We start from the raw sequence: 24,509 nt of genomic DNA, 5'->3' as shown, positions 1-24,509 counted from the left end.
AATAATCCTCAAAAAGTTATCAACACTCGCATTTCTCTGCTCATTTACTTGCTGTTTTTTTAAAATAAGTATATTTTTGCACACAATATCATTAAACAGCATTCATGGGCCGACTAAAGAAATTAAAAAAGATACGTATTCACCGCGAAGGAACACATATATTATGGGCTAGCTTTCTGCTACTGCTACTGATTAATGCGGCCCTTTATTGGGGAATAGATTGCAAAATTCCTTTTTATGTGGTTGCAGTAGCCAGTATTGCAGTATATCTGCTGATGGTTAACTTCTTCCGCTGTCCGATCCGACTTTTCGGAAAGGATACAGAAAAGATAGTCGTCGCTCCTGCTGACGGCAAAATCGTAGTCATTGAAGAAGTGGACGAAAACGAATACTTCCATGACCGCCGGTTGATGATCTCTATCTTCATGAGCATCGTTAACGTACATGCCAACTGGTATCCGGTGGACGGCACCATTAAAAAGGTAGCCCACCACAACGGTAACTTCATGAAAGCATGGTTACCTAAAGCCAGTACGGAGAACGAACGTTCTACCGTAGTCATAGAAACTCCGGAAGGAGTGGAAGTGCTGACCCGACAAATCGCCGGAGCCGTGGCACGACGCATTGTCACCTACGCAGAAGTAGGAGAAGAATGCTATATCGACGAACACATGGGCTTTATCAAATTCGGTTCCCGTGTGGATGTATATCTGCCCCTCGGCACGGAAGTCTGTGTCAACATGGGACAATTAACGACCGGTAACCAGACGGTTATCGCCAAACTTAAATAATTCGGTCACAATGACAAATGTTATAAAGAACAATATTCCGAATACAGTAACCTGCCTGAACCTTTTCTCCGGTTGTATCGCTTGTGTCATGGCTTTCGAAGCCCGTTATGACCTGGCACTGCTTTTTATTGTTCTGAGTGCAGTCTTCGATTTTTTCGATGGCATGCTGGCTCGTATTCTCAATGCACACTCAATCATCGGAAAAGACTTGGATTCACTTGCAGATGATGTCAGCTTCGGTGTAGCTCCCTCACTGATTGTATTCTCCTTATTTAAAGAGATGTACTATCCGGCAAATATGGAATTTCTTGCTCCTTACCTGCCATACGCAGCCTTTTTGATTTCCGTATTCTCAGCGTTACGACTGGCTAAATTCAATAATGATACCCGGCAGACCAGTTCTTTCGTAGGTCTTCCTGTTCCGGCAAACGCCTTATTCTGGGGATCGTTCGTAGTAGGGGCGCATGACTTCCTCGTTTCCGAGAACTGCCATCCTGTCTACCTTATTTTATTGGTTTGTCTGTTTTCGTGGTTGCTGGTGTCAGAGATACCAATGTTCTCGCTGAAATTCAAGAATCTTTCATGGAATACAAATAAAATCAGTTTCATTTTCTTGATTGTATGTATACCATTCCTTGTTTTCTTAGGTATCAGCAGCTTCGCAGCGATCATTGTCTGGTATATTTTACTTTCACTTTTTACAAGAAAAAGTAAATAAACAATCTCTTGGCACGTTTGTTGTACTATGAGTTTTATCGAAGTTACAACATAAAATCATAGCCCAATGCATATACTTTTATTCTTACTTCTTTTTCTAGTTGCCATTGTCATATTTGGCCTTTCGATTGTCGGATTTGTATTAAGAGCCATTTTCGGGCTTGGCCGTGGTTCGTCTTCCCGGACGAAGCAGGCAAGGAGTGGACAAAACGGCCAGCAGCAAGGTCGTCCCAGCTATAACCAGAACACGGACAGCCGTGCCGATAACGAAGGGGAAATCTTTGCTGAAAACAGTCCAAGAACCAAACATAAGAAAATATTCACTCAGGATGACGGTGAATATGTGGATTTCGAGGAAGTAAAATAATATAATATAGAAAGTGGTTAGTAACGTGTAGTCAGCAACTTACTAATCACTGTTTCATCTTCTCTTAGAAGCGAAAAAGTCCTTCATCAATGTGGCACATTCATCTGCAAGGATTCCTTTTACAACGACCGTTTTAGGATGCAGCGCCTGAGCCGCATATCGCTGATACCCACGCTTATCATCTTCCGCACCAAAAACCAGTTTGCCGGTCTGTGCCCAAGCAATGGCACCGGCACACATCACACAGGGTTCTACTGTAACATACAACGTACATTCGTTCAGGTACTTTCCGCCAAGTACGTTGGCAGCAGCAGTGATAGCCTGCATTTCGGCATGGGCTGTCACATCATTCAATGTCTCTGTCAGGTTATGGGCACGGGCTATGATCCGTTCTTTGCAGACAACCACTGCTCCCACAGGGACTTCGCCCCGCTCTGCAGCCTTGCCGGCTTCTATCAATGCCTGTTTCATGAAGTAAGTATCGTCCAGCGTCATCATCAGCGTCTCATGTCATGTTCTCCGAAGAGGGTAGGATAATCTTCTTCCATATTTTTATGGATAAACATGAGAATGGTTTCGCGAAGCCAGCGTGACTTATTCGTTATCTTGTATTTTTCCAGATAACGATCGACAATCAACTGCTCGTCTTCGCTCAACAAAATGCTCATCCGCCGTTCCCGTTTGGTATACTCAGCGTGCATTTTCAGGCACTTTTTGCTCCTTTTTCTCATATCTTCTGCAAAATTACTTTTACTTCTGTAAAAACAAAGAATAAAAGCTGTAAATTTGCAAAAAAAGATGGCTGAACACAATGAATTAGGGAAAGCAGGAGAAAATGCCGCAGTAGCCTATCTCGAAGAGCATGGTTATCTTATCCGCCACCGGAACTGGAGAAAAGGTCACTTCGAACTGGACATCGTAGCCGCCAAAGAGAACGAATTGGTGATAGTAGAAGTGAAAACACGCAGTAACACTTTGTTTGCCCAACCGGAAGAAGCCGTCGATTTACCAAAGATTAAACGGACAGTACGTGCTGCCGACGCATATATGAAACTATTTCAGATTGACGTTCCGGTACGTTTCGATATCATCACTGTCATTGGCGAGAACGGAAATTTCAGAATAGACCATATAAAGGAAGCTTTTTATCCTCCTTTATTTTAATAGGAAACAAGTATTTTAACTAAGAGCAAAAACATAAAATCGAAAGACTTATGAATGTAGAAACGATCAGGGAATACTGCTTAAGTAAAAAAGGGGTTACCGAATCATTCCCGTTTGATGATGTATCGCTGGTTATGAAGGTGATGGACAAAATGTTTGCCCTCATCGACTTGGAAGGAGCCAACTCCATCTCACTGAAATGCGATCCGGAACGTGCCATTGAACTGCGCGAACATTATACAGGCATTGAAGGAGCCTACCATTTCAACAAAAAATATTGGAACGGCGTTTACTTCGATAGAGACGTAGACGATAAATTAATAAAGGAACTCGTCGATCATTCTTACGAGGAAGTTATCAAGAAATTCACTAAGAAACTGCGTGCTGAATATGATGCCCTCCCCTGATATGTCATTTCCTGTCCCATTGATTCACATCAGTGAGACAAACTCTACAAACAGTTATCTGCAGACTCTTTGTGCCAAGCAACAGGGAGTTGCAGCATTTACGACTGTAGTTGCCGACTTCCAGACATCCGGACGTGGGCAACGTGGCAATTCCTGGGAATCTGAACCCAAAAAGAATCTTCTTTTCAGTTTTGTTCTTTTCCCGGATTTCTTGGAAGCACGCCGGCAGTTCTTGATCTCTCAGATTGTGTCTTTGGCTATTAAAGAGGAACTAGATAGCTATGCTGACGATTTTTCCATCAAATGGCCGAATGATATCTACTGGAAAGACAAAAAAATATGTGGGATGCTGATCGAAAATGATTTGATGGGGCGTAATATCAGTCAGAGTATTTCCGGAATCGGGATCAATGTGAATCAGGAAGTATTCCATAGTACTGCTCCAAATCCGATATCGCTCCGGCAAATCACAGGAAAGCAGTATGACATTTTCGAAATTCTCAAGAATATCATGCTCCGCATTCAATCCGGTTATGAATTGCTCCGGAACGGTGACACTGAACTCATAGCCCACCGATATGAAAAAGCTCTTTTCAGAAAAGAAGGGATGCATCGATATAAAGATGCTGATGGAGAGTTCTTTGCGAGAATTATTTGCGTAGAGCCTGAAGGGAAGCTGATTCTGGAAGATGATGCGCAGAAAAAAAGAGGATATATGTTTAAAGAGGTAGAATACATCTTTAAATAAAAGCCTCTATTGTTTCAAAAAACATTATCTTTGAGCCATACGTTTATATATACTATAAAAACTCGCTTATTTATGAAAACAAGATTAATCTTCCTACTTCCATTACTATTTTTCCTTATTAGTTGTGGCGATTCAGATTCAGAAACAGCGAAACTGGAATTATCGCAATCAACTTTCGATGATGTTAGCGCAAATGGCGAGACATTAAAAATAGATGTGACGTGTAACTCTACCTGGCAGACAAGTAGCAACCAGTCATGGTGTATACCTAACAAACAAAGTGCTAACAGTGACGGAGAACTTATTTTAACTATTCATGCAAATAATACTTCTAAAGAAAGAAATGCAACCGTTACTATTATCTCAAAGAAAGTAACTAAAATCATCAAAATATCTCAATTAGCTACTACTACTCCTGTTGATGAATATCATTATAAGTTACCTGTCATCTTTCATGTACTCTATAATAACCCGGCAGACCGGAATCAATATGTAGAAAAAGAACGACTTACTGAAATCATAAATGCCTGTAATTCGATTTATCAAAACAAAATATATAAAAACGCAAATAATAACATTAGCCAAGATATGAATTTGGAATTCATTATGGCTACCGAAGCGCCTGATGGTACTTCTTTAGAGGAACCGGGTATTGAATATATTGAATGGGATACTCCATCCATGGACTGTACCCTGTTTATGGATGGGAAGAATGAAAGTCAAGCAAAAGAATATGCAAAAATGATTTGGAATCCGAAATTATATATTAACATCTTCATTTATCCATTCACAAATAAAAGTATTTTGGGGATTTCGCATTTACCTTATGCGCTATCTACCTACCCGCTAGCAGGTTTGAATAACGGTAATTACTATTTAAAAAATGAAGTAGCATACCCTCATTGTGTATCCATCAATAGTACTTACATCTATGAAAATAGCAATAATATCCAATATACCCCTTATGATGTTTATGTCACCCTCGCACACGAACTAGGACATTATTTGGGTCTTCATCATGCATTTTCCGAGGATGGAGATAATACAGATTTATGTAAGGATACGGATTATTGTGATGATACTCCAACTTATAATATTACAGAATATACAGACTGGGTAAATGGGCTGTCAGGAGACCAACAGTATACCCTCACTTACTTAAGCGCAAGACATAACTGCGAAGGAGAGTCATTCATATCACGCAATATTATGGATTATGCTTACTGTTTCTCTGATGTATTCACTTCCGATCAACGCAAAAGAATCCGCCATGTACTTTCATATAGTCCATTGATACCCGGGCCTAAAGAATATACATCTACTGATACTCGTTCTTTAGCTAGTGATGAGAAACCACCAATACAATTCAAATACTAAGGTTACTTCTGATAAATTTAAATCCTTATAGGAAAAGACTAATAGAGAAAGAGGTGAACCGCTCAGCGATTCACCTCTTTCTCTATCCTCAAAATCTTATCTAACGTTTTCTGAGCCTCTGTAGAAGGAAACCGTAGCACCACTTTCTGTAAAGAGCTTCGTGCTTTCTCATATCCGGTAGCAAACAATTTCGACAACCCGTCCCGATAACGTGCATATTGCATTTTTGTCGGTGAAGAAAGCTTTTTGTAGTCACTTTCCAGTTTTTTCTTCTCCTGCTCCGCCATCAGATAATAATAATTACCGAGAAAAATATTGGCTGCCAGATTATCCGCATCCAACTTCAATATATTCTCGTACATACGCAACGCATCCTTCTCCTGTCCACGACATACCTGCATTTCGGCAACAGCCTCCAGATAATCTACATTATCAGGGTCCTTCTGCGACAGTTCTTTATAAAACAAAAAGGCTTTGTCATAATTCCGATTCTTCTTATAGGCAAGAGCCAACTCATTAGAAAGTTTCGAGCTGATCTCACTACTCTTGTCTATACTCGTCCAATAGAACATTTCCGAGCGGTCTATATTCAGACTGATAGCCTGACGGAAATAGCTAACCGCCTGTCCATGCTGTCCAGCCTCAATAGCAGCCGTGACTTTATGCAACATTTCATCGGCCGTCTGTGCATTCAGCATCAGCGGCAACGAAAACAAAGAAAAAAGAAGGAGAGTTAAGGTTTTCATAATCAGTTACATTGTTTCTAGTTCGTGACACGCAAAGATACAATAAAATAATAAAATATGTACCTTTGTTCGCAAAAAGAACAATCTATTTGATAAAAGTGTTTCTACAAGATGATAAATAAAAAGACGACCTCCGAAAACAGACGAATATTACAGATTGCCGTACCATCGATTATTTCGAATATTACCGTGCCATTGCTGGGACTTATCGATGTCACTATCGTTGGACATCTCGGCTCTCCGGCATATATCGGAGCGATTGCCGTAGGAGGAATGTTGTTCAATATCATCTACTGGATCTTCGGATTCCTACGTATGGGAACAAGCGGCATGACCTCACAAGCCTACGGGCAGCATGACTTAAACGAAATCAACCGGTTACTGATACGTTCTGTCGGTGTCGGACTCTTTATTGCCCTATGCCTGCTGATCCTTCAATATCCTATCCTTAATGCGGCATTCACACTCATACAGATTACAGAAGAAGTAAAGCAACTGGCAACTACCTATTTCTATATCTGTATTTGGGGAGCTCCGGCAATGCTAGGTCTTTATGGATTTGCAGGCTGGTTTATCGGAATGCAGAACTCACGCTTCCCGATGTATATTGCCATCACGCAGAATATTGTCAATATTATCGCCAGTTTGTCTTTCGTCTATCTCTTGGATATGAAAGTGGCAGGAGTCGCCGCCGGAACCCTTATCGCACAGTATGCAGGTTTCTTTATGGCCATACTATTGTATATGCGTTATTACAGCACGCTCCGAAAACGTATTGTATGGAAAGATATCATACAGAAGCAGGCAATGTACCGTTTCTTCCGGGTAAACCGTGACATCTTTTTCCGTACCCTCTGCCTGGTAATCGTAACGATGTTCTTCACCTCTGCAGGAGCTGCACAGGGAGAAGTCGTTCTGGCAGTAAATACACTGCTGATGCAATTGTTCACGCTCTTCTCTTATATTATGGATGGATTCGCCTATGCAGGGGAAGCGTTAGCCGGACGCTATATCGGCGCAAGAAATCAAACGGCTCTCCGCAATACGGTCAATCACCTTTTCTATTGGGGCATCGGACTTTCGGCAGCATTCACCCTTTTATATGCAATAGGCGGAAAAGAATTTCTCGGGTTACTGACAAATGATGTTTCGGTAATAAGCTCCTCAGACACTTACTTTTATTGGGCACTCGCCATCCCATTGACAGGTTTCTCCGCTTTCTTATGGGATGGTGTGTTTATCGGCGCCACCGCCACCCGCCAGATGCTTTATTCAATGCTGGTTGCTTCCGTCAGCTTTTTTATTATCTACTATGCCTTCCACAATCTCTTGGGAAATCACGCTTTATGGCTGGCTTTCATCACTTACCTTTCATTGAGGGGAATCGTGCAGACCTTCATCGGAAGAGAAATAGTGAAGAAAGCGATATAAAAGTTATCGCGCAACTATGAGGTCTATCCAACAAATTATCTCTATATTTGCGGTAAACTAAATGTAAAAAGATATGGCAAAGTATAAAAGAATTCTGCTGAAGCTCAGCGGAGAAAGCCTGATGGGGGAAAAACAATACGGCATCGACGAAAAAAGACTGGCGGAATATGCCGCACAAATCAAAGAAATCCATGAACAGGGAGTACAAATCGGCATCGTTATCGGCGGCGGAAATATCTTCCGTGGACTAAGCGGAGCCAACAAGGGCTTCGACCGTGTGAAAGGTGATCAGATGGGTATGCTGGCAACTGTCATCAACAGCCTTGCATTAAGTTCCGCATTAGTAGCAGCCGGAGTGAAGGCCCGTGTACTTACAGCAGTCCGCATGGAGCCGATCGGTGAATTCTACAGCAAATGGAAAGCGATTGAATGCATGGAAAACGGTGAAATCGTTATCATGTCCGGCGGTACGGGAAATCCTTTCTTTACCACAGACACCGGCTCTTCACTGCGCGGCATCGAAATCGAAGCAGACGTAATGCTGAAAGGTACCCGCGTAGACGGCATCTACACAGCCGACCCGGAGAAAGACCCTACAGCTACAAAATTCAGTGACATCACATACGATGAAGTACTGAAACGCGGTCTGAAAGTGATGGACCTCACAGCTACCTGTATGTGCAAGGAAAACAACCTGCCGATTGTTGTTTTTGACATGGACACGGTAGGAAACCTCAAAAAAGTAATCAGCGGAGAAGAAATAGGAACAGTAGTACACAACTGATCCTGACTCCCTGCCAATATACCCGGGGCCGACTAAAAAGGATATAATCAGCTTTCAGACTTTTTAGTCAGTCCCGATTACTTTCTCCCTCCACATTCCTTTTGTTGACTTGCATATACATCATTAAGAAATAAAAGCTATGAAAACCAAAAACGCTTGTTTCTGGATATTCTTATTACTATCCGGAAGTGCTTACGCACAAATGTCTCAAAAAGGTACAGTACAGATTTTTAATTCAAATAAGTCCCCACTACCGGGAGTACAACTGACAGCTACCGATGCCCCTGCCACCGATACGGATGCCAACGGGAATTTCCAGTTCAACTTCAGCAAACAAAAACCGGGAATGGCTATCGCTTCTCCGAATGTATATAAGAAAGGATATGAACTGGTAAATAAAGACATGATCAATGGGTGGATTCTATCCGAAAAACGTCCGTTGAGCATTGTGATGGCTCCCGAAGGTACTATAGAAGAAAGCAAGAACAAGTATTATTCCATCTCCGTTGCCCACTTTTCGAAAAAACAAGAAAAAGCCATTGAAGAAGTCAACCAGCTATATATAGCACAGAAAATCAGTCTGCAAGAGCGCAGCGACCGTCTGAAAGCGATGGCGGAGGAATCCAGATCATTTATGAATCAGATCGATCAGTACGCTGAGAAGTTTGCGAGAATAAATCCGGATGACATCAACGCCATTGAGAAGCAAGTACTGGAACTGGTCAATGCCGGAAAACTGTCTGAAGCCATCGAGCTATACAATAAATCCGGAATTATCACTCAAGCCAGAGAGAAGCTGTCACAGAAAACAAAAGCAGAGGAAGACATCGACAAACTGGCCGAAACAATGTACCGATATGCCGACCTCTGCGCCCTGACCGGAGGAATGGAAAACGAGAAGAAAGCAAATGATGCCTACAAGTTCGTAGCCGAAGCACTTCCCGACAGGTTTACATACGTATTTAAATACGCATTGCAGAAAATAGGACTGGAAGACAGTGATACCATGGAATGGTTGGACAAATGCCAGAAACTTTCATTTGACGAGAAATCTCTCGTACAAGTACTGAACATAAAAAGTACCCTTGCGCGTCATCATCAGAAAGACTATATCAAAGCCTTGGAGTATGACATCAACGCACTGGAAATACTGTCCAACAAAAATATTTCCATGCCTTCGGGCGATTACTATGCTATCTACCATCAGACGTTCTATTCAATGGGAAAGACATACGAAGCCATGAACGAATTCAAAGAAGCAAAGGAAATCTATGAAGACCAGATCAAAGAAATCAGTGAAGAGATAGCAGACAGCGACAATCAGCTGTTCATAAATATTCAAAGTTCTCAACTTGCCAACATATACAGTTCGCTGACAGACATTTACAAGAAGGAAGGCAATGTGTCTAAAGTCAACGAACTGTCAGAGAAATTATTCGAGCTAAATAAAAAGAATGCAGGAGATAATGAAGAAGCCATACTCGAAGCTGAAATAGGAAGACAAGAATACCTGTTCCATCAGGCAGTAGAGAAAGCGGATTACAAACTGGCAGCCGGCAGTATAAAAGAGATTCTGGCAAAAGCCGAGAAACTGTATAAGATGCGTCCCTTGTCCCGCGCCTACTGGTATGCTTTATGGAACTTCGCCTACATCAGCGTAAGCACAGAAACAGAACCGGAAAACTTCCTCACGACCATAAAAGCATTTGAAGACAAGGTAGCCAACGAATTAAAAATCAACAGTGAAGAACAAAAGACCTCATTATTGTACAATATCGAGAAACAATACATTCTATATTACTCCAAAAACGGAAATAAACCCGAAGAAAGGAAGCATGTGGAACAAGCATACCAATATGCCGAAAAACTGAATCAGTTGAATCCGGCAAGATTTGTTCTTGAGATTATCAGTGCGCAGGCATCGTATATCGATATGCTCCTGGAACTTTCCGAACATGACAAAGCTCTGAAAGCCGCCATCGACCTGGAAGCATTATACACCATGCAAGGAGTATGGGGATTTCAGGACTTGAGAACAGAGAACAGTATAGGCACCGCAATGGTTTGCGGAGGACTGTATGAATTAGGAGTGGAACATCTAGAAAAAGTAAAGAAAGACAGGGAAAAGCACCTGAAACAAAAGCCGAACGACGTGGATATGATGGGCAGTATCACCACTACCTACAATAACCTGTCGTTGGGATACGGCAAACTTAAAAAATATGCCAAAGCACTGGAAGTGCAAAAGAAAGCATACGAAATCATCAAGACACTATATCCGCATAATAAAGCCCAACTTGGCACGAACTATCTATTGATGACTCTCAATACAAGTATCGCCTACTATCAGAACAGCAATAATGCGGAGGCTCTGAAATTTCTGCAAGAGGCGGAAAACATCGCAAACGAACTGAAAGAACTCAATCAGCTTTTCAGCTCCTACCCTCTTGTTGTCCGGTTTGCCAAAGGAGACCTTCTGGCCAAATTATCTCAGCCCGGCTCCGAGGAATTATTGAAAACAGGGCTGGAGTATAAGAGCGGCACGCTGCCTAACGATGCCGTTCTGCTCTACCTTATCAATGACTACCGGACCAACAATAATAGCATTTACAGAAAGTAAAGGCATTACTTTCTCAGAATAATCTTCCATGGGACTTTATCGGAGACCGGTCCGGTGAAGTCCCATAATTGATATCCATCCTTGTATACCGTCACCCGTTGCTCCTCTTTTTGTTTCTCGGCAGGTATGGGTAGTTGGAAGTTTCCCATTCCGTCAGATACCGTTTTCATGTCCAGCACTTGAACAGTAGCATCCGCCAGCGGACGGTTATCCTCATCTTTCACAGTACCGAAAATCATCGCTAATGAAGAATCCCGACTGATGCCAAGAGTCACATTCTTTTCCAGGCTCAGTACCGTATCTACCGTCACATATCCTTTCGATTCTATCTTCAGACGGGCATTCTCACCCAGATATTTAGTATGAATTTCTTTGAAGACAACCTCGTCAGAAAGTCTGTCCACATGACGGGTTTCGCTCTTATCGGCATACTCCAATGTTATATCAGCGCCATAAAAAGGCAAAGAAGATTTGGAAGTATCCGTAAGACGCACCGTGGAAGTGACCGGCGAATAATAATAGAAAGCAAAGAAAGCCAGTGCCACCACCAGTACAGGCACAAGGACATACAATAATACGAACCTCAATGTCCGTTTCACATCTACCGGATCGGGCTTGATAAAGCCTTCATTCTCCAAAATCTGCAATTGTTTGTCGAACTTGAGACGCAAATCATCATAATTGGTATACAAGTCGCAGAAGTGTCCGAGATTCTTCTCGCAATAAGATTTAAAATCTTTGAGAGACTCATCAACGATCCCCTCCTCCTTGAAATAGACAAATATTTTAGGTTTTGCAGCCTTAGTCTTCAGATATATTTCATGGGCCACTTCCAGTTCTTCTTTGGTATAGCGCCCCATCCGTGTGTGGAACAGAAAAATCACAATATCACATTCGCGGATATAGTCATTATAGCGATCCTGCAGACGACCTTCATTCAGCGAACTGCTGAAGTCCATCCACGTACGCTGATCGAAGTCTATATTCCGGTCACGATAAAGTTTATTCTTATCCGAAAAGTACAAGTCAAACATCTGTTTGTCTTCATTCAACTCCGCCGATGATGCAATAAAAATCTTGATCTTCTTCATCTGTTTCTATATTTTTTCCTTTATACTGATCCATTTCTTGCGGTCTTCGATTCGTTCGAAAACCAACTGTGCCTTTTTCTTCAGTTCTCCTTTCAGTTTTACTTCTTTCAATGACTGCTGAAGGCTATTCTCCACCAGCTCAATCTCTTGCATACTTTGCGTATCCTTTACGATTAAGCTATACTGATCCAGAACTTCACTCGGGTCATTCCGCTGAAAGAACCACTCTACCGACATTAATTTCAGCTTGATATCCGTCGCCATCTCATAAATCAAGTGAGCAACAGAGTCACACGCCACTTTATCATCGGCTTGCTTCAGCAACTGGAAATTATTCACTAAGGATGGAAGAAGCAGTTTCATATCTTCTTTGGCTTCCTGTCTGACTGCAATCTTCAATGTCATGGCAGAATCGAGTTTCATCTCTTCATAAAGACGAATAGCTCCATGCACATCACCATGATCGAGCAGTTCCATTGCCTGCTTTTCCATAGCATCAAGCTCGTCACGATTGATGCAGGCAAATTTAAGCGCATATATTTCCAGACGTTTCTGCCATTCCATCATACTTTTAGACATGGAGTCAACTTTCTGATCATATTCCACTGCGGACAATGCGTTCTGTTTCTTCAGTTCTTCCAGTTCAGCCAATGTTTTCCGATATTCTTTCTCGCTATTGGATTCGCCTATATCGTAATATTTCTTGCGCAACGCATTGATGACTTCGGTACGCCCTAATACAATTTTCAGTTCGGAGGCAGACGATATATTCCAGTTGGCTACTTTCTCGTAATTGACTATTTTGAAACCTTTCTTATAGATATCATTAATCATCAACGGATCGCCCGGCAAGGAAGCGGTGAAATTCAGAATAAACCGCCCTTCCTGATCGCTGTCCGTAGGCGAAGCACCCGCTACTTTTATTTCAGCACCGGCTACGGGCTTGTTATTGCTACTCATTTCCATGACAATTCCCTTCTGAGTGGTTTGTGCCCAAACGCACTGAAAGCCAATCAGAAAGATAGAGAGCACTAAGAATATTTCCTTTTGATGATTCCCCATATCACAAATCCTAATCCATTTTATAGTTTTTCGTCCGGCTTCGCAATCAAAAGCAGATGCCGTGTCAAAGCAATATCATATTTCTCACTGCCATTCCGCAAATCGTTGTAAGGGCGAATGTCATAATGAGCATATTCTTCATCCCGCTTTTTATTCTTCAAGGCTACCTTTTGTTCTATCTCTTCCTGTTCCTTTTTTGTCACAGGTCTATATCCCAGTAACAGTTCTTCCACATTCCATCGGTTGTGTTCCACCTCTGCCAAAATCGCCACCTGCTTTTCGCTAAGTTGCTTTCCGTTGTCCCAATGTTCCTTGGTGTAGCCGATTGAACGCAATTTGGTAGGAATGGCATTCGCATTATAAATATTAGACCATTTCTTTACCGTTTTGAACTTCGGATTGTGCCATAGTTCATCCATTTCTTTCGCAGATGGCAGTTCTGTCAAGACTTTATCTCCTTCACACTTTTCATACACCGCATTTACACGCTTGGCATACATCTCGTCTGCCATGCACAAGTCGAAACAATCATCCAACATCCCGAACGGACGAAGATTCTTGAAACGCTGATTGGTTCCTCCTTTTCCCTTCAATGGATTACCGGATAATTTTTCAATGATAGCCGATGTTATCCGTTGCTGAACCAACACCGGAACACCTTTCTCATAGACACAACGCGGGAGATAGACAGCAGAAGAAATAGACTGATGAGTCAGGTTCAGGCAGACTGCAACCGTCATCAGCGCATCCTCATCTTCACACCAGTCTGTAATCAAATCACGGACTTCCGGCGATTCGATAGTTCCCTGTACAAACTGCCATTCTATGTCTATAAAATCTGTTCCCAAATGAGCATAAACCTCAGCAGGTTCATCCCTGCGGACCAAACCGTTTTCTGTGTCTATAAAGGTAGAATAAGATACATCAAACAGGTTTTCATACGCTTGTTTGAAGCTGTTCATCTCACGCATTGCTTCATTATCGATAAAAGTGATGCGCGTTTTCTTCTTTTTATCCCGGATAAAGTTGGGATAGTGGGCTATATGGGCAGCCTCGACAGCCAAAGCAATTCCCATCCTCGACATTCCCACAATTACCAGATGCACATATTTCTCTGATTCGTAAGTGACAGGCTGATAATCCAAAGGCAGATAATTAATCTCACGGATACTACACGCATTTCGCACAAATACTTTTTGCGCCCATGTTTCGTAAAAGTTAAACGGACAGAAATCAATATATTCCTTTATATCATCATCAATATCCGAGAATTGGAAGACGGCAAAAGTAGATTGATATTCAAAGAGTACGTTGCACTTCAAAGGAGGTTTCCGATTCTCTTCCTTGCAAAGTTCGCCTATCAGATTCAGACAGTCGACATTCATCGAGTCATGATAATATTCCACATCATCCAGCTCTCCGTTATCTCCCAATATAAAGACTTCTTTCGCATCCGCCACATACAACTTTTTCAGTTCTTCTTTAGAGTCTCTCATGGCATGAACCAAAACGATTCTCTTCTCCTCGTCCTTTGTGAGATTGGAGAATAATTCCATCCGTACTTCATTGACGTCTTTGGAAGTCTGAATGACTAATGTGCAATCCTTCTCCCGTTGGCATAACTGTCGTATCAGACAGGGCAACATCGCATCTGCACCGATGATCACAAAATGATCAGATAGTTTATAATGAATCAACCCGTTTCTGCAATTTTCCACCCGCCTTTCAATGATATTGGAAAGCGTGGAGATCAACAATCCGCCCAAAACGACGGAACCCAGCAAACTAATAATCAATGCCCACGGGCGGTCTTCCGGACTTATACTAATCAGATTGCCCGAATCAACAAAGTTATTGTATACATTCCACAGGGTCTTCTGGAAAGAATGGTTCGCCACAGAGTCGGCAGCCAGCGCAGTCATCTCTTCGGAAGGAGCCATCTGATGCTTGCTTCCCCAGTGTACTCCCAGACAAGATAGAACAATCAGCGAAATGACTATAATAATCAGGAAACATATCTGTTTCCAGGCCCCGCCATAAATAATCCGGTCAAACCAACGAGCATTCATAACTTACTCCTCCCTTTCTATTCTGAAACCTAATTTCTTCACCATCTTGATCGTATTCATAGCCGTATTCCGATCGTACTCTTTTTCTTCTTCCGGCAACTCATCATAAGGCACCAGACAAGGGTGCTTTTTATGGATATCATCGCGTTTTCCGCCATAAGTCCAGCCTTCGTCCATCCGGGCTTTTGCCCACACTTCATGTACATTTTCAGCGATGCGCTCTGATAATTGGATTAAAGATTCGGGAAGGTCGACCGATGAAAGGTCCATCGGTTCGGGGGTGTAATCCAGTTTATTTTCTTTCATATTTTATATTCTGTATTTATCTAATGTATTAAGATGCAAGGCATGTCATTGATGCAAAGATAATAAAAAGACTAAGATTTACAGCTTTCAATACTATTTCTTAATGGCTATAGTGCTAAAATCTAAGTCTCGCATTGCATAAAACTATTCGTCTGACAGTTGTTGAACTTTCGTCTGACAACTGTTAATCTTTCGTCTAACAGCTGTCAGACGAAAAGAAAACAGCTGTCAGACGAATAAATTCAAGCATAAACAATGTTAGTTTACGGCTAGCAGAAGAGTAATCTCATGCTATTCTCCAAGTAATCCGTCGCATACGAAAAATTAAATTATACTATCAACGCCCTAAACTATTGTTTATCATCGGCAAACTACGTACTTTTGCACGCCATTTTTAAGAGGCTAAAATAATGAATAACAAGACCAAAGGTTTTATTTATGGAGCCATTGCCGCTGCAAGCTACGGTATGAATCCTCTCTTCACACTCCCGCTCTATGCTGCCGGCATGAGTGTCGATACTGTTTTATTCTACCGTTACGCATTTGCCGTAATTGTATTGGGTGTCTTGATGAAGCTGCAAGGGCAGTCTTTTACTCTTCGCAAGGCAGACATTCTCCCCTTGGTAATCATGGGATTGCTGTTTTCGTTTTCATCTCTGCTTCTATTCATGAGTTACAACTATATGGATGCCGGTATTGCTTCTACCATTCTGTTCGTTTATCCGGTGATGGTAGCTGTGATCATGGGCGCCTTTTTCAAAGAGAAGATTTCCGCAATCACCGTTTTTTCGATCCTGTTGGCACTTTCGGGCATTGCCCTGCTCTATCAGGGAGATGGCAACAAACCACTCTCCACCGTAGGAATTATCTTTGTTTTACTGTCGTCTCTCTCCTATGCCATTTATATCGTAGGAGTCAACCGGTCTTCATTAAAAACATTACCGACTACCAAACTGACTTTTTATGCTATATTATTCGGATTATCGGTTTACATAGTCCGCTTGAATTTCTGCACGGAATTGCAAATCATACCCTCTCCCTTATTGTGGGCAGATGTTCTGGCCTTGGCCATTCTCCCCACTGCCGTGTCATTGATTTGCACCGCATTAGCCATTCAATCTATAGGCTCCACTCCTACTGCTATACTCGGTGCTCTGGAGCCTGTGACAGCGTTATTTTTCGGGGTCCTCCTGTTTCACGAAAAACTGACTCCCCGATTAATGGTCGGTATTTTAATGATTATCACTGCCGTTACATTGATTATCATCGGCAAGTCGCTTATAAAAAAGATGAGTGTGCTGTTGCAGATAAGCAAAAAATAGTATACTTTTGCTAATCAATCAACCAAATAGCAACTTTAATTATCAAAAAATATGGTAGACGTAAAGACTTGCCTTGACAATGCACAAGAAAAAATGGATATGGCTGTAATGTATCTCGAAGAAGCATTGGCACATATCCGCGCTGGAAAAGCGAGTACCCGACTGTTGGATGGTATCCGCGTAGACTCTTACGGAAGTATGGTTCCTATCAGCAATGTAGCTGCTTTATCCACTCCGGATGCTCGCAGTATCACCATCAAACCGTGGGACAAAAGTATGTTCCGTGCCATCGAAAAAGCCATTATCGACTCTGACCTTGGCATTATGCCCGAAAATAATGGTGAAGTAATCCGTATTGGTATTCCTCCTCTGACGGAAGAACGTCGTAGACAGCTCGCTAAACAGTGTAAAGCGGAAGGCGAAACTGCCAAAGTAAGTGTACGCAACGCTCGTCGCGATGGCATCGACGCACTGAAAAAAGCAGTAAAAGACGGACTGGCAGAAGACGAGCAGAAGAATGCGGAAGCCAAGTTACAAAAAATCCATGATAAGTATATCAAACAGATTGAAGATATGCTTGCTGACAAGGATAAAGAAATCATGACGGTTTAATGGAAAATGGAGAATGGACAATGGATAATTACTATGCAGTCCCATTGCCCATTCTCCATTATCCATTCTCCATTATCCATTATCCATTAAATAAATGAAGGGATTAGTAATCAAGAACACGGGCAGTTGGTATCAGGTGAAGACCGACGACGGACAATTTATTGAATGTAAAATCAAAGGTAATTTCCGGTTAAAAGGTATTCGCAGCACCAATCCGGTAGCCGTGGGCGACCGCGTTCAGATTATACTCAATCAGGAAGGTACTGCCTTTATCAATGAAATAGAAGACAGAAAGAACTACATCATCCGCCGTTCTTCCAATCTTTCCAAACAATCTCACATTCTTGCCGCTAACCTCGATCAATGTATGTTAGTGGTTACTGTCAACTATCCCGAAACATCCACCATTTTTATCGACCGTTTTCTCGCTTCTGCCGAAGCATATCGTGTACCTGTCAAACTGGTATTTAATAAGGTAGATGCTTATAACGAGGATGAGCTCCGTTATCTGGACGCTCTTATTAATCTGTATACGCATATCGGTTATCCTTGTTTCAAGGTTTCTGCCAAGGAAGGAACCGGAGTGGATGCCATCAAAAAAGACCTGGAAGGCAAGATCACACTTTTCTCCGGTCATTCGGGAGTTGGAAAATCGACGCTCATCAACGCCATTTTACCGGGAACCAAAGTAAAAACCGGTGAGATATCGACCTATCACAACAAAGGTATGCATACGACTACCTTCTCTGAAATGTTCTCTGTAGACGGGGATGGATATATTATCGATACTCCGGGAATCAAAGGATTCGGAACGTTCGATATGGAGGAGGAAGAAATCGGGCATTATTTCCCTGAAATATTCAAGGTTTCCGCTGATTGCAAATATGGTAACTGTACACATCGGCATGAGCCGGGATGTGCGGTACGTGAGGCAGTGGAAAAGCATCTTATCAGTGAGTCTCGTTATACTTCTTATCTGAATATGCTGGAGGATAAGGAGGAGGGAAAGTATCGGGCGGCATACTAATCTCTTAACTAATCAGCAAGAAATTACACATAAAAAATAAATCTAATTTCTATTAAAAAAACGACAACAATCGAACATTCTGATTCCAAAATTCAAACAACAAACACAACTTTGATTTTAATTTAAACTTCAAGCAAAATCTCACTAATTTAAATAAGTAAATTAGATGAAAAGTCGAAATTCTCCTTTTGTCTGTTATTAAAGCCAGACACAACATTAACTTTCTTTTACTTTATCCAGCATTAAACCTTTTCTTTCAAGTGTCGTCTAATCATCAGAAGATATTATATAACATGCTATATACTATACTAAACCATGAATAAAAAAACTAAATGGGGCATCATTATTCTTATCGGTGCCGGAATTATCGGTGGGGGAATTTACTCACAGTTACCAAAAACTAACGACGAACTGGCTGCTGCTGACAAGGTAAAAAATACCCAAAAGAATGGAAAAAAGATTCTGAACGTCAACGCCAAAGTAATAAAGCCTCAACTGTTAACAGACGAATACACTACTACCGGCGTACTTCTGCCGGATGAAGAAGTTGATTTGTCTTTTGAGACTTCCGGGAAAGTAATAGAGATCAACTTCGAAGAAGGAACTCCCGTAAAAAAAGGACAACTTCTTGCCAAAGTCAACGACCGCCAGCTACAGGCACAACTTCAACGGTTGGTTTCACAACTAAAGTTAGCTGAGGACCGTGTATTCCGACAAGATGCTCTGCTTAAACGAGATGCAGTCAGTAAAGAAGCTTATGAACAAGTAAAGACTGACCTGGCAACTCTAAATGCTGATATAGAAATAGTAAAAGCGAACATTGCCCTAACCGAGCTCCGTGCTCCATTTGACGGAATCATCGGACTTCGGCAAATCAGTGTCGGTTCATACGCTTCGCCGACAACTATCGTTGCCAAACTGACAAAGATTACTCCGCTGAAAGTAGAATTTTCAGTACCGGAACGCTATGCAAGCCAGATTAAGAAAGGTACGAACCTGAATTTTAGAATTGAAGGAAAACTAGATGCCTTCAGCGCAAAAGTATATGCTGTAGAATCAACGATTGATCCCAACCTGCATCAATTTACAGCACGCGCACTTTATCCAAATACCAATCGCGCCTTACTTCCCGGCCGATATACAAGTATCCAATTAAAGAAAGAAGAAATCCCGAATGCGATTGCCATTCCGACGGAAGCTATCGTACCGGAGATGGGAAAGGATAAAGTTTTCTTGTATAAATCAGGAAAAGCCGAACCTGTAGAAGTGACAACAGGCATTCGTACAGATGCTGAAGTACAAATTGTAAGAGGACTTCAAGTAGGAGATACCATTCTTACATCAGGAACACTGCAACTTCGCCTGGGACTTCCTGTTACATTGGATAATATTGACTAATACCTGCCATGCCTTATGAATATATCTGAATTAAGTATACGCCGTCCGGTATTAGCTACGGTACTGACAATCATTATTCTCCTTTTTGGATTTATCGGATACAGTTATCTGGGTGTCCGTGAATATCCATCGGTGGACAACCCGATCATTTCTGTCAGTTGTTCTTATCCGGGAGCCAATGCCGACGTCATTGAGAACCAGATAACCGAGCCACTGGAACAAAATATCAATGGTATCCCGGGCATCCGGTCTCTATCCAGCGTCAGCCAGCAGGGACAAAGCCGTATTACGGTAGAATTTGAACTTTCAGTCGATCTGGAAACTGCAGCAAATGACGTACGTGACAAAGTTTCCCGTGCCCAACGTTATCTGCCCCGGGACTGTGACCCGCCGACTGTATCAAAAGCCGATGCCGATGCGATGCCTATTTTAATGGTTGCCCTCCAAAGCGACAAACGCTCACTGCTTGAATTAAGTGAGATTGCAGACTTGACTGTCAAAGAGCAGTTACAGACCATCTCTGATGTAAGTAGTGTATCTATTTGGGGTGAAAAGCGTTATTCCATGCGCCTTTGGCTCGATCCGGTCAAGATGGCAGGATATGGCATCACTCCGATTGATGTAAAGAATGCGGTAGACAATGAGAATGTCGAACTTCCTTCGGGTAGTATTGAAGGAAACACTACCGAACTGACAATCCGTACATTGGGATTAATGCATACTGCCGATGAGTTCAATAATCTTATTGTAAAAGAAGATAACAACCGTATCGTCCGTTTCAGTGACATCGGACGTGCAGAACTTGGTCCTGCCGACATCAAGAGTTACATGAAAATGAACGGTGTACCCATGGTAGGTGTTGTTGTTATTCCACAGCCGGGAGCCAATCACATCGAAATTGCCGATGCTGTGTACAAACGCATGGAACAGATGAAGAAGGACCTGCCGGAAGATGTGACGTATAGCTATGGTTTTGATAATACCAAATTTATCCGGGCATCTATCAATGAGGTAAAAGAGACTGTATATGTAGCCTTTATTCTGGTTATCATCATCATCTTCCTTTTCTTACGCGACTGGCGGGTGACGCTGGTTCCGTGCATCGTAATTCCCGTATCGCTGATTGGAGCATTCTTCGTCATGTATCTTGCCGGATTCTCCATTAACGTACTTTCCATGCTTGCCATTGTGCTGGCCGTGGGACTGGTGGTGGATGACGCCATCGTAATGACGGAGAACATCTATATCCGTATCGAAAAAGGAATGAGTCCGAAAGAAGCGGGAATAGAAGGAGCCAAAGAGATCTTCTTTGCCGTTATTTCAACGACCATCACACTAGTTGCAGTATTCTTCCCGATTGTCTTTATGCAAGGTATGACAGGACGTTTGTTCCGGGAATTCAGTATTGTAATTTCCGGTTCTGTCATTATCTCTTCATTTGCGGCACTGACTTTCACACCGATGCTGGCCACGAAGTTACTCATCAAACGTGAGAAACAAAACTGGTTCTACACTAAAACAGAACCGTTTTTTGAAGGGATGAACCGATGGTACAGCCGTTCGCTCGCTGCTTTTTTGCGCAAGCGCTGGCTGGCACTTCCGTTCACTTTTATAACCATCTGCCTGATCGGCTTCTTATGGAATGCTATTCCGGCAGAAATGGCACCGCTTGAAGACCGGTCGCAAATCTCGATCAACACCCGAGGTGCGGAGGGTGTCACTTATGAATATATCCGGGACTATACCGAAGATATCAACCAGCTTGTAGATTCTATTCTGCCGGATGCGGAAGCGGTGACAGCACGTGTATCCAGTGGTAGCGGAAACGTACGCATTACACTGAAAGACATGAAAGACCGTGACTACACGCAGATGGAAGTTGCGGAAAAGATATCAAAGGCAGTTCAGAAAAAGACCATGGCACGCTCGTTCGTACAACAGCAGTCTTCTTTCGGCGGACGCCGGGGAAGTATGCCTGTTCAATACGTACTTCAGGCTACCAATCTTGAAAAACTGCAGGAGGTATTACCGCAGTTCATGGCCAAAGTATATGAGAATCCGGCTTTCCAGATGGCAGACGTAGACTTGAAGTTCAGCAAACCGGAAGCCCGCATCAAGATCAACCGTGACAAAGCAAGTGTAATGGGAGTCAGTACCAAAAACATCGCCCAAACGCTGCAATACGGATTGAGCGGCCAGCGTATGGGATATTTCTATATGAACGGAAAGCAGTATGAAATTTTGGGTGAAATCAACCGCCAGCAACGAAACAAGCCTGCCGACCTGAAAGCTATCTACATCCGCAGCAGCAATGGAGATATGATACAGCTGGATAATCTGATTGAGCTGGAAAACGGTATCGCTCCACCCAAACTGTACCGCTACAACCGATTTGTATCAGCCACAATTTCCGCCGGACTGGCTGACGGAAAGACCATCGGACAAGGACTGGATGAAATGGACAAGATTGCCAAAGAAACATTGGATGATACTTTCCGTACCGCATTATCCGGAGACTCCAAGGAATACCGTGAAAGTTCTTCGAGCCTGATGTTTGCCTTTATTTTGGCTATCCTTCTGATTTATCTGATCCTGGCAGCACAGTTTGAAAGTTTCAAGGACCCGTTAATAATCATGTTAACAGTGCCTTTGGCTATCGCCGGAGCCTTGGTATTCATGTATTTCGGAGATATCACAATGAATATTTTCAGCCAGATCGGTATTATCATGCTGATTGGTCTCGTGGCTAAAAACGGTATCCTGATCGTGGAATTCGCCAATCAGAAACAAGAAGCAGGCGAGGATAAAATGAGCGCCATCAAAGATGCCGCATTACAGCGTCTGCGCCCGATTCTAATGACAAGTGCTTCTACTGTACTGGGACTTATTCCATTGGCATTTGCCAGCGGAGAAGGCGCCAATCAGCGTATCGCCATGGGTACGGCTGTAGTAGGTGGTATGGTTGTTTCCACACTGCTTACTATGTATATCGTGCCGGCCATCTACAGTTATATTTCGACTAACCGAATCAAAATAACAAAAGAATGAAACAGAAAAGTATTTGCATGAAACAAATCATATACATAGTTACCGCATGTGTCTTCGTATTAGTTTCTCCAGTGAAGGCACAGCGAATCTATTCCTTAAAAGACTGCCTGGAAGAAGGGCTGCAAAACAATTATTCTCTGCGCATCGTCCATAACGAAGAACAGATCAGCAAGAATAACGCGACACTCGGAAATGCAGGTTATCTGCCTACTTTGGACTTTTCTGCCGGATATACCGGAAACCTGGACAACATCGAGACGAAAGCCCGTGCCACCGGAGAGGTCACCAAAAATAATGGAGTCTACGACCAGACAGTTAACGTCGGCCTCAACCTCAACTGGACCATCTTCGACGGATTCAATATCAGCACTACGTACAAGCAACTAAAGGAACTGGAACGGCAGGGCGAAATCAATACCCGCATTGCCATTGAAGACTTCATCGCCGATCTTGCCTCGGAATACTACAACTTCATCCAGCAAAAGATCCGTTTGAAGAACTTTCATTATGCGATGTCACTTTCCAAAGAACGCTTGCGTATAGCAGAAGCGAGCCATCTTGTCGGTAAATTCTCAGGTTTGGATTATCAGCAAGCCAAAGTGGACTTCAATGCGGACAGTGCCCAATACATCAAGCAACAGGAATTGCTGCACTCCTCACGCATCCAACTTAATGAATTGATGGCCAACAATAATGTAAATCAGATTATCGTCATCAAAGATTCTACCATTGACGTACACAGTGACTTACTGTTCGACGATTTATGGAATGCTACCTTATCCACCAATGCTTCTTTGCTGAAAGCCGACCAGAACACCGTACTGGCACAGCTGGATTACAAAAAGATCAACTCCCGCAACTATCCATACCTCAAACTGAATACCGGCTATGGATATACCTTTAATAAGTATGATATCAATGCAAATAGCAGAAGAGGCAACTTAGGCTTTAATGCCGGAGTTACTGTCGGTTTTAATATCTTCGACGGCAACCGCCGCCGTGAAAAGCGCAACGCAACCCTTGCCTTCAAGAATCGTCGTTTGGAACGACAGGAACTGGAGTTAGCCCTTCGTTCCGATCTCAGCAACTTGTGGCAAGCATACCGTAATAATCTTCAGCTGCTGAATCTGGAACGGCAGAATCTTGTGACTGCCAAAGACAATCATGATATCGCCATGGACCGTTATATACAGGGAGACCTTTCCGGTTTTGAAGTACGCGAGGCACAAAAGAGTCTGCTGGATGCCGAAGAACGTATTCTCTCGGCAGAATACAACACCAAACTTTGCGAAATTTCACTACTGCAAATCAGCGGAAAAATCACCAAATATCTGGAGCAATAAAACATTGATTCTCCTGTTTTCATTGGGCTAATCATCTGATAAAAGCGATTAGCCCAATTTTTATGCCATTAAGAACAGA

The 24,509-nt window shown here is 42.5% G+C and carries 23 protein-coding genes; 16 read left to right on the top strand and 7 right to left on the bottom strand.

The features are described 5' to 3' along the window. Positions 1-104: 104 nt before the first annotated feature. The 3 genes from NBH01_RS12645 to NBH01_RS12635 all read left to right on the top strand — a co-directional run bounded on the left by NBH01_RS12645 (position 105) and on the right by NBH01_RS12635 (position 1,875). Positions 105-791: a phosphatidylserine decarboxylase family protein gene (locus tag NBH01_RS12645; protein WP_008759606.1), complete on the top strand. Its 687-nt coding sequence runs from the start codon at positions 105-107 to the stop codon at positions 789-791. A gap of 10 nt (positions 792-801) precedes the next feature. After that, the gene (gene pssA / locus NBH01_RS12640) at positions 802-1,509 is read left to right on the top strand and encodes a CDP-diacylglycerol--serine O-phosphatidyltransferase (RefSeq protein ID WP_008759605.1); all 708 of its coding nucleotides are present in this window, start codon (positions 802-804) and stop codon (positions 1,507-1,509) included. A 66-nt stretch (positions 1,510-1,575) separates the two neighbouring features. Further along, on the top strand, positions 1,576-1,875 hold the full coding sequence (locus NBH01_RS12635; RefSeq protein WP_250700134.1) for a DUF4834 family protein: 300 nt from the start codon (positions 1,576-1,578) through the stop codon (positions 1,873-1,875). Between the two features lie 54 nt (positions 1,876-1,929). Here the strand turns inward: NBH01_RS12635 and NBH01_RS12630 are convergent, their stop codons facing one another. Then, entirely contained in the window at positions 1,930-2,370 is a 441-nt protein-coding gene (locus NBH01_RS12630; RefSeq protein WP_008759603.1) for a nucleoside deaminase, read from the bottom strand. A gap of 2 nt (positions 2,371-2,372) precedes the next feature. Next, positions 2,373-2,606, bottom strand: a complete 234-nt coding sequence (locus tag NBH01_RS12625) for a hypothetical protein (RefSeq protein WP_008759602.1) — start codon at positions 2,604-2,606, stop codon at positions 2,373-2,375. A gap of 67 nt (positions 2,607-2,673) precedes the next feature. On the opposite strand from NBH01_RS12625, the gene NBH01_RS12620 reads away from it, so the two are divergent. The 4 genes from NBH01_RS12620 to NBH01_RS12605 all read left to right on the top strand — a co-directional run bounded on the left by NBH01_RS12620 (position 2,674) and on the right by NBH01_RS12605 (position 5,571). Continuing rightward, positions 2,674-3,039: a YraN family protein gene (locus NBH01_RS12620; RefSeq protein WP_008764002.1), complete on the top strand. Its 366-nt coding sequence runs from the start codon at positions 2,674-2,676 to the stop codon at positions 3,037-3,039. Positions 3,040-3,089: 50 nt separating this feature from the next. Then, positions 3,090-3,446: an MmcQ/YjbR family DNA-binding protein gene (locus NBH01_RS12615; protein ID WP_250700133.1), complete on the top strand. Its 357-nt coding sequence runs from the start codon at positions 3,090-3,092 to the stop codon at positions 3,444-3,446. Then, positions 3,430-4,194, top strand: coding sequence for a biotin--[acetyl-CoA-carboxylase] ligase (locus NBH01_RS12610; protein WP_234155876.1), 765 nt, complete (start codon positions 3,430-3,432; stop codon positions 4,192-4,194). Before NBH01_RS12615 ends, NBH01_RS12610 begins: the two co-directional genes overlap by 17 nt. A gap of 72 nt (positions 4,195-4,266) precedes the next feature. Then, complete coding sequence (locus tag NBH01_RS12605; protein ID WP_074859065.1) at positions 4,267-5,571, top strand: zinc-dependent metalloproteinase lipoprotein; 1,305 nt, start codon at positions 4,267-4,269, stop codon at positions 5,569-5,571. Positions 5,572-5,633: 62 nt separating this feature from the next. On the opposite strand, the gene NBH01_RS12600 is transcribed toward NBH01_RS12605, so the two are convergent. Next, positions 5,634-6,317, bottom strand: coding sequence for a tetratricopeptide repeat protein (locus tag NBH01_RS12600; RefSeq protein ID WP_008764006.1), 684 nt, complete (start codon positions 6,315-6,317; stop codon positions 5,634-5,636). 111 nt (positions 6,318-6,428) lie between these two features. On the opposite strand from NBH01_RS12600, the gene NBH01_RS12595 reads away from it, so the two are divergent. The 3 genes from NBH01_RS12595 (at position 6,429) to NBH01_RS12585 (ending at position 11,152) form a co-directional block, all read left to right on the top strand. Continuing rightward, on the top strand, positions 6,429-7,748 hold the full coding sequence (locus NBH01_RS12595; protein WP_250700132.1) for an MATE family efflux transporter: 1,320 nt from the start codon (positions 6,429-6,431) through the stop codon (positions 7,746-7,748). A 73-nt stretch (positions 7,749-7,821) separates the two neighbouring features. After that, complete coding sequence (gene pyrH / locus NBH01_RS12590) at positions 7,822-8,532, top strand: UMP kinase (protein WP_008759596.1); 711 nt, start codon at positions 7,822-7,824, stop codon at positions 8,530-8,532. A gap of 139 nt (positions 8,533-8,671) precedes the next feature. Next, positions 8,672-11,152 carry a tetratricopeptide repeat protein gene (locus tag NBH01_RS12585; protein WP_055219701.1) on the top strand — a complete coding sequence of 827 codons (2,481 nt, stop codon included), beginning with the start codon at positions 8,672-8,674 and terminating at the stop codon, positions 11,150-11,152. Positions 11,153-11,157: 5 nt separating this feature from the next. On the opposite strand, the gene NBH01_RS12580 is transcribed toward NBH01_RS12585, so the two are convergent. Genes NBH01_RS12580 through NBH01_RS12565 form a run of 4 tightly spaced genes read right to left on the bottom strand, consistent with a single transcriptional unit; the run spans position 11,158 to position 15,680 of the window. Further along, positions 11,158-12,243: a carboxypeptidase-like regulatory domain-containing protein gene (locus NBH01_RS12580; protein ID WP_008764009.1), complete on the bottom strand. Its 1,086-nt coding sequence runs from the start codon at positions 12,241-12,243 to the stop codon at positions 11,158-11,160. Between the two features lie 6 nt (positions 12,244-12,249). Then, positions 12,250-13,305 carry a hypothetical protein gene (locus NBH01_RS12575; RefSeq protein ID WP_225665219.1) on the bottom strand — a complete coding sequence of 352 codons (1,056 nt, stop codon included), beginning with the start codon at positions 13,303-13,305 and terminating at the stop codon, positions 12,250-12,252. 20 nt (positions 13,306-13,325) lie between these two features. After that, entirely contained in the window at positions 13,326-15,374 is a 2,049-nt protein-coding gene (locus tag NBH01_RS12570; protein ID WP_117578737.1) for a hypothetical protein, read from the bottom strand. A gap of 3 nt (positions 15,375-15,377) precedes the next feature. Next, complete coding sequence (locus NBH01_RS12565) at positions 15,378-15,680, bottom strand: RyR domain-containing protein (protein ID WP_048693997.1); 303 nt, start codon at positions 15,678-15,680, stop codon at positions 15,378-15,380. Between the two features lie 410 nt (positions 15,681-16,090). Between NBH01_RS12565 and NBH01_RS12560 the strand changes: the two genes are divergently transcribed. The 6 genes from NBH01_RS12560 to NBH01_RS12535 all read left to right on the top strand — a co-directional run bounded on the left by NBH01_RS12560 (position 16,091) and on the right by NBH01_RS12535 (position 24,430). Continuing rightward, a complete protein-coding gene (locus NBH01_RS12560) occupies positions 16,091-17,002 on the top strand; it encodes a DMT family transporter (RefSeq protein WP_048693993.1) in 912 nt (303 codons plus the stop codon). Positions 17,003-17,053: 51 nt separating this feature from the next. Then, positions 17,054-17,614: a ribosome recycling factor gene (gene frr / locus NBH01_RS12555; RefSeq protein WP_008764014.1), complete on the top strand. Its 561-nt coding sequence runs from the start codon at positions 17,054-17,056 to the stop codon at positions 17,612-17,614. A gap of 94 nt (positions 17,615-17,708) precedes the next feature. Continuing rightward, a complete protein-coding gene (gene rsgA, locus NBH01_RS12550) occupies positions 17,709-18,641 on the top strand; it encodes a ribosome small subunit-dependent GTPase A (protein ID WP_008764015.1) in 933 nt (310 codons plus the stop codon). A gap of 315 nt (positions 18,642-18,956) precedes the next feature. Further along, on the top strand, positions 18,957-20,039 hold the full coding sequence (locus NBH01_RS12545) for an efflux RND transporter periplasmic adaptor subunit (protein ID WP_008764016.1): 1,083 nt from the start codon (positions 18,957-18,959) through the stop codon (positions 20,037-20,039). Between the two features lie 15 nt (positions 20,040-20,054). Beyond that, on the top strand, positions 20,055-23,087 hold the full coding sequence (locus NBH01_RS12540; protein ID WP_055230101.1) for an efflux RND transporter permease subunit: 3,033 nt from the start codon (positions 20,055-20,057) through the stop codon (positions 23,085-23,087). Next, positions 23,084-24,430 (top strand): TolC family protein, encoded by a 1,347-nt coding sequence (locus tag NBH01_RS12535; RefSeq protein WP_074859056.1) that lies wholly within the window; start codon positions 23,084-23,086, stop codon positions 24,428-24,430. The genes NBH01_RS12540 and NBH01_RS12535 overlap by 4 nt, the downstream gene beginning before the upstream one ends. Positions 24,431-24,509 lie beyond the last annotated feature (79 nt).

Origin of the sequence: Bacteroides sp. B1-V-101, from assembly GCF_023656585.1 — a bacterium.
In the GTDB taxonomy this organism is placed as follows: Bacteria; Bacteroidota; Bacteroidia; order Bacteroidales; family Bacteroidaceae; genus Bacteroides; species Bacteroides thetaiotaomicron.
This window is presented reverse-complemented; position numbering and strand designations above follow the sequence as displayed.

Excerpts from the sequence above, each read along its gene's own strand:
- NBH01_RS12645 (WP_008759606.1), top strand. The coding sequence starts at position 105 with ATGGGCCGACTAAAGAAATTAAAAAAGATACGTATTCACCGCGAAGGA.
- pssA (WP_008759605.1), top strand. The coding sequence starts at position 802 with ATGACAAATGTTATAAAGAACAATATTCCGAATACAGTAACCTGCCTG.
- NBH01_RS12635 (WP_250700134.1), top strand. The coding sequence starts at position 1,576 with ATGCATATACTTTTATTCTTACTTCTTTTTCTAGTTGCCATTGTCATA.
- NBH01_RS12630 (WP_008759603.1), bottom strand. The coding sequence starts at position 2,370 with ATGACGCTGGACGATACTTACTTCATGAAACAGGCATTGATAGAAGCC.
- NBH01_RS12625 (WP_008759602.1), bottom strand. The coding sequence starts at position 2,606 with ATGAGAAAAAGGAGCAAAAAGTGCCTGAAAATGCACGCTGAGTATACC.
- NBH01_RS12620 (WP_008764002.1), top strand. The coding sequence starts at position 2,674 with ATGGCTGAACACAATGAATTAGGGAAAGCAGGAGAAAATGCCGCAGTA.
- NBH01_RS12615 (WP_250700133.1), top strand. The coding sequence starts at position 3,090 with ATGAATGTAGAAACGATCAGGGAATACTGCTTAAGTAAAAAAGGGGTT.
- NBH01_RS12610 (WP_234155876.1), top strand. The coding sequence starts at position 3,430 with ATGATGCCCTCCCCTGATATGTCATTTCCTGTCCCATTGATTCACATC.
- NBH01_RS12605 (WP_074859065.1), top strand. The coding sequence starts at position 4,267 with ATGAAAACAAGATTAATCTTCCTACTTCCATTACTATTTTTCCTTATT.
- NBH01_RS12600 (WP_008764006.1), bottom strand. The coding sequence starts at position 6,317 with ATGAAAACCTTAACTCTCCTTCTTTTTTCTTTGTTTTCGTTGCCGCTG.
- NBH01_RS12595 (WP_250700132.1), top strand. The coding sequence starts at position 6,429 with ATGATAAATAAAAAGACGACCTCCGAAAACAGACGAATATTACAGATT.
- pyrH (WP_008759596.1), top strand. The coding sequence starts at position 7,822 with ATGGCAAAGTATAAAAGAATTCTGCTGAAGCTCAGCGGAGAAAGCCTG.
- NBH01_RS12585 (WP_055219701.1), top strand. The coding sequence starts at position 8,672 with ATGAAAACCAAAAACGCTTGTTTCTGGATATTCTTATTACTATCCGGA.
- NBH01_RS12580 (WP_008764009.1), bottom strand. The coding sequence starts at position 12,243 with ATGAAGAAGATCAAGATTTTTATTGCATCATCGGCGGAGTTGAATGAA.
- NBH01_RS12575 (WP_225665219.1), bottom strand. The coding sequence starts at position 13,305 with ATGGGGAATCATCAAAAGGAAATATTCTTAGTGCTCTCTATCTTTCTG.
- NBH01_RS12570 (WP_117578737.1), bottom strand. The coding sequence starts at position 15,374 with ATGAATGCTCGTTGGTTTGACCGGATTATTTATGGCGGGGCCTGGAAA.
- NBH01_RS12565 (WP_048693997.1), bottom strand. The coding sequence starts at position 15,680 with ATGAAAGAAAATAAACTGGATTACACCCCCGAACCGATGGACCTTTCA.
- NBH01_RS12560 (WP_048693993.1), top strand. The coding sequence starts at position 16,091 with ATGAATAACAAGACCAAAGGTTTTATTTATGGAGCCATTGCCGCTGCA.
- frr (WP_008764014.1), top strand. The coding sequence starts at position 17,054 with ATGGTAGACGTAAAGACTTGCCTTGACAATGCACAAGAAAAAATGGAT.
- rsgA (WP_008764015.1), top strand. The coding sequence starts at position 17,709 with ATGAAGGGATTAGTAATCAAGAACACGGGCAGTTGGTATCAGGTGAAG.
- NBH01_RS12545 (WP_008764016.1), top strand. The coding sequence starts at position 18,957 with ATGAATAAAAAAACTAAATGGGGCATCATTATTCTTATCGGTGCCGGA.
- NBH01_RS12540 (WP_055230101.1), top strand. The coding sequence starts at position 20,055 with ATGAATATATCTGAATTAAGTATACGCCGTCCGGTATTAGCTACGGTA.
- NBH01_RS12535 (WP_074859056.1), top strand. The coding sequence starts at position 23,084 with ATGAAACAGAAAAGTATTTGCATGAAACAAATCATATACATAGTTACC.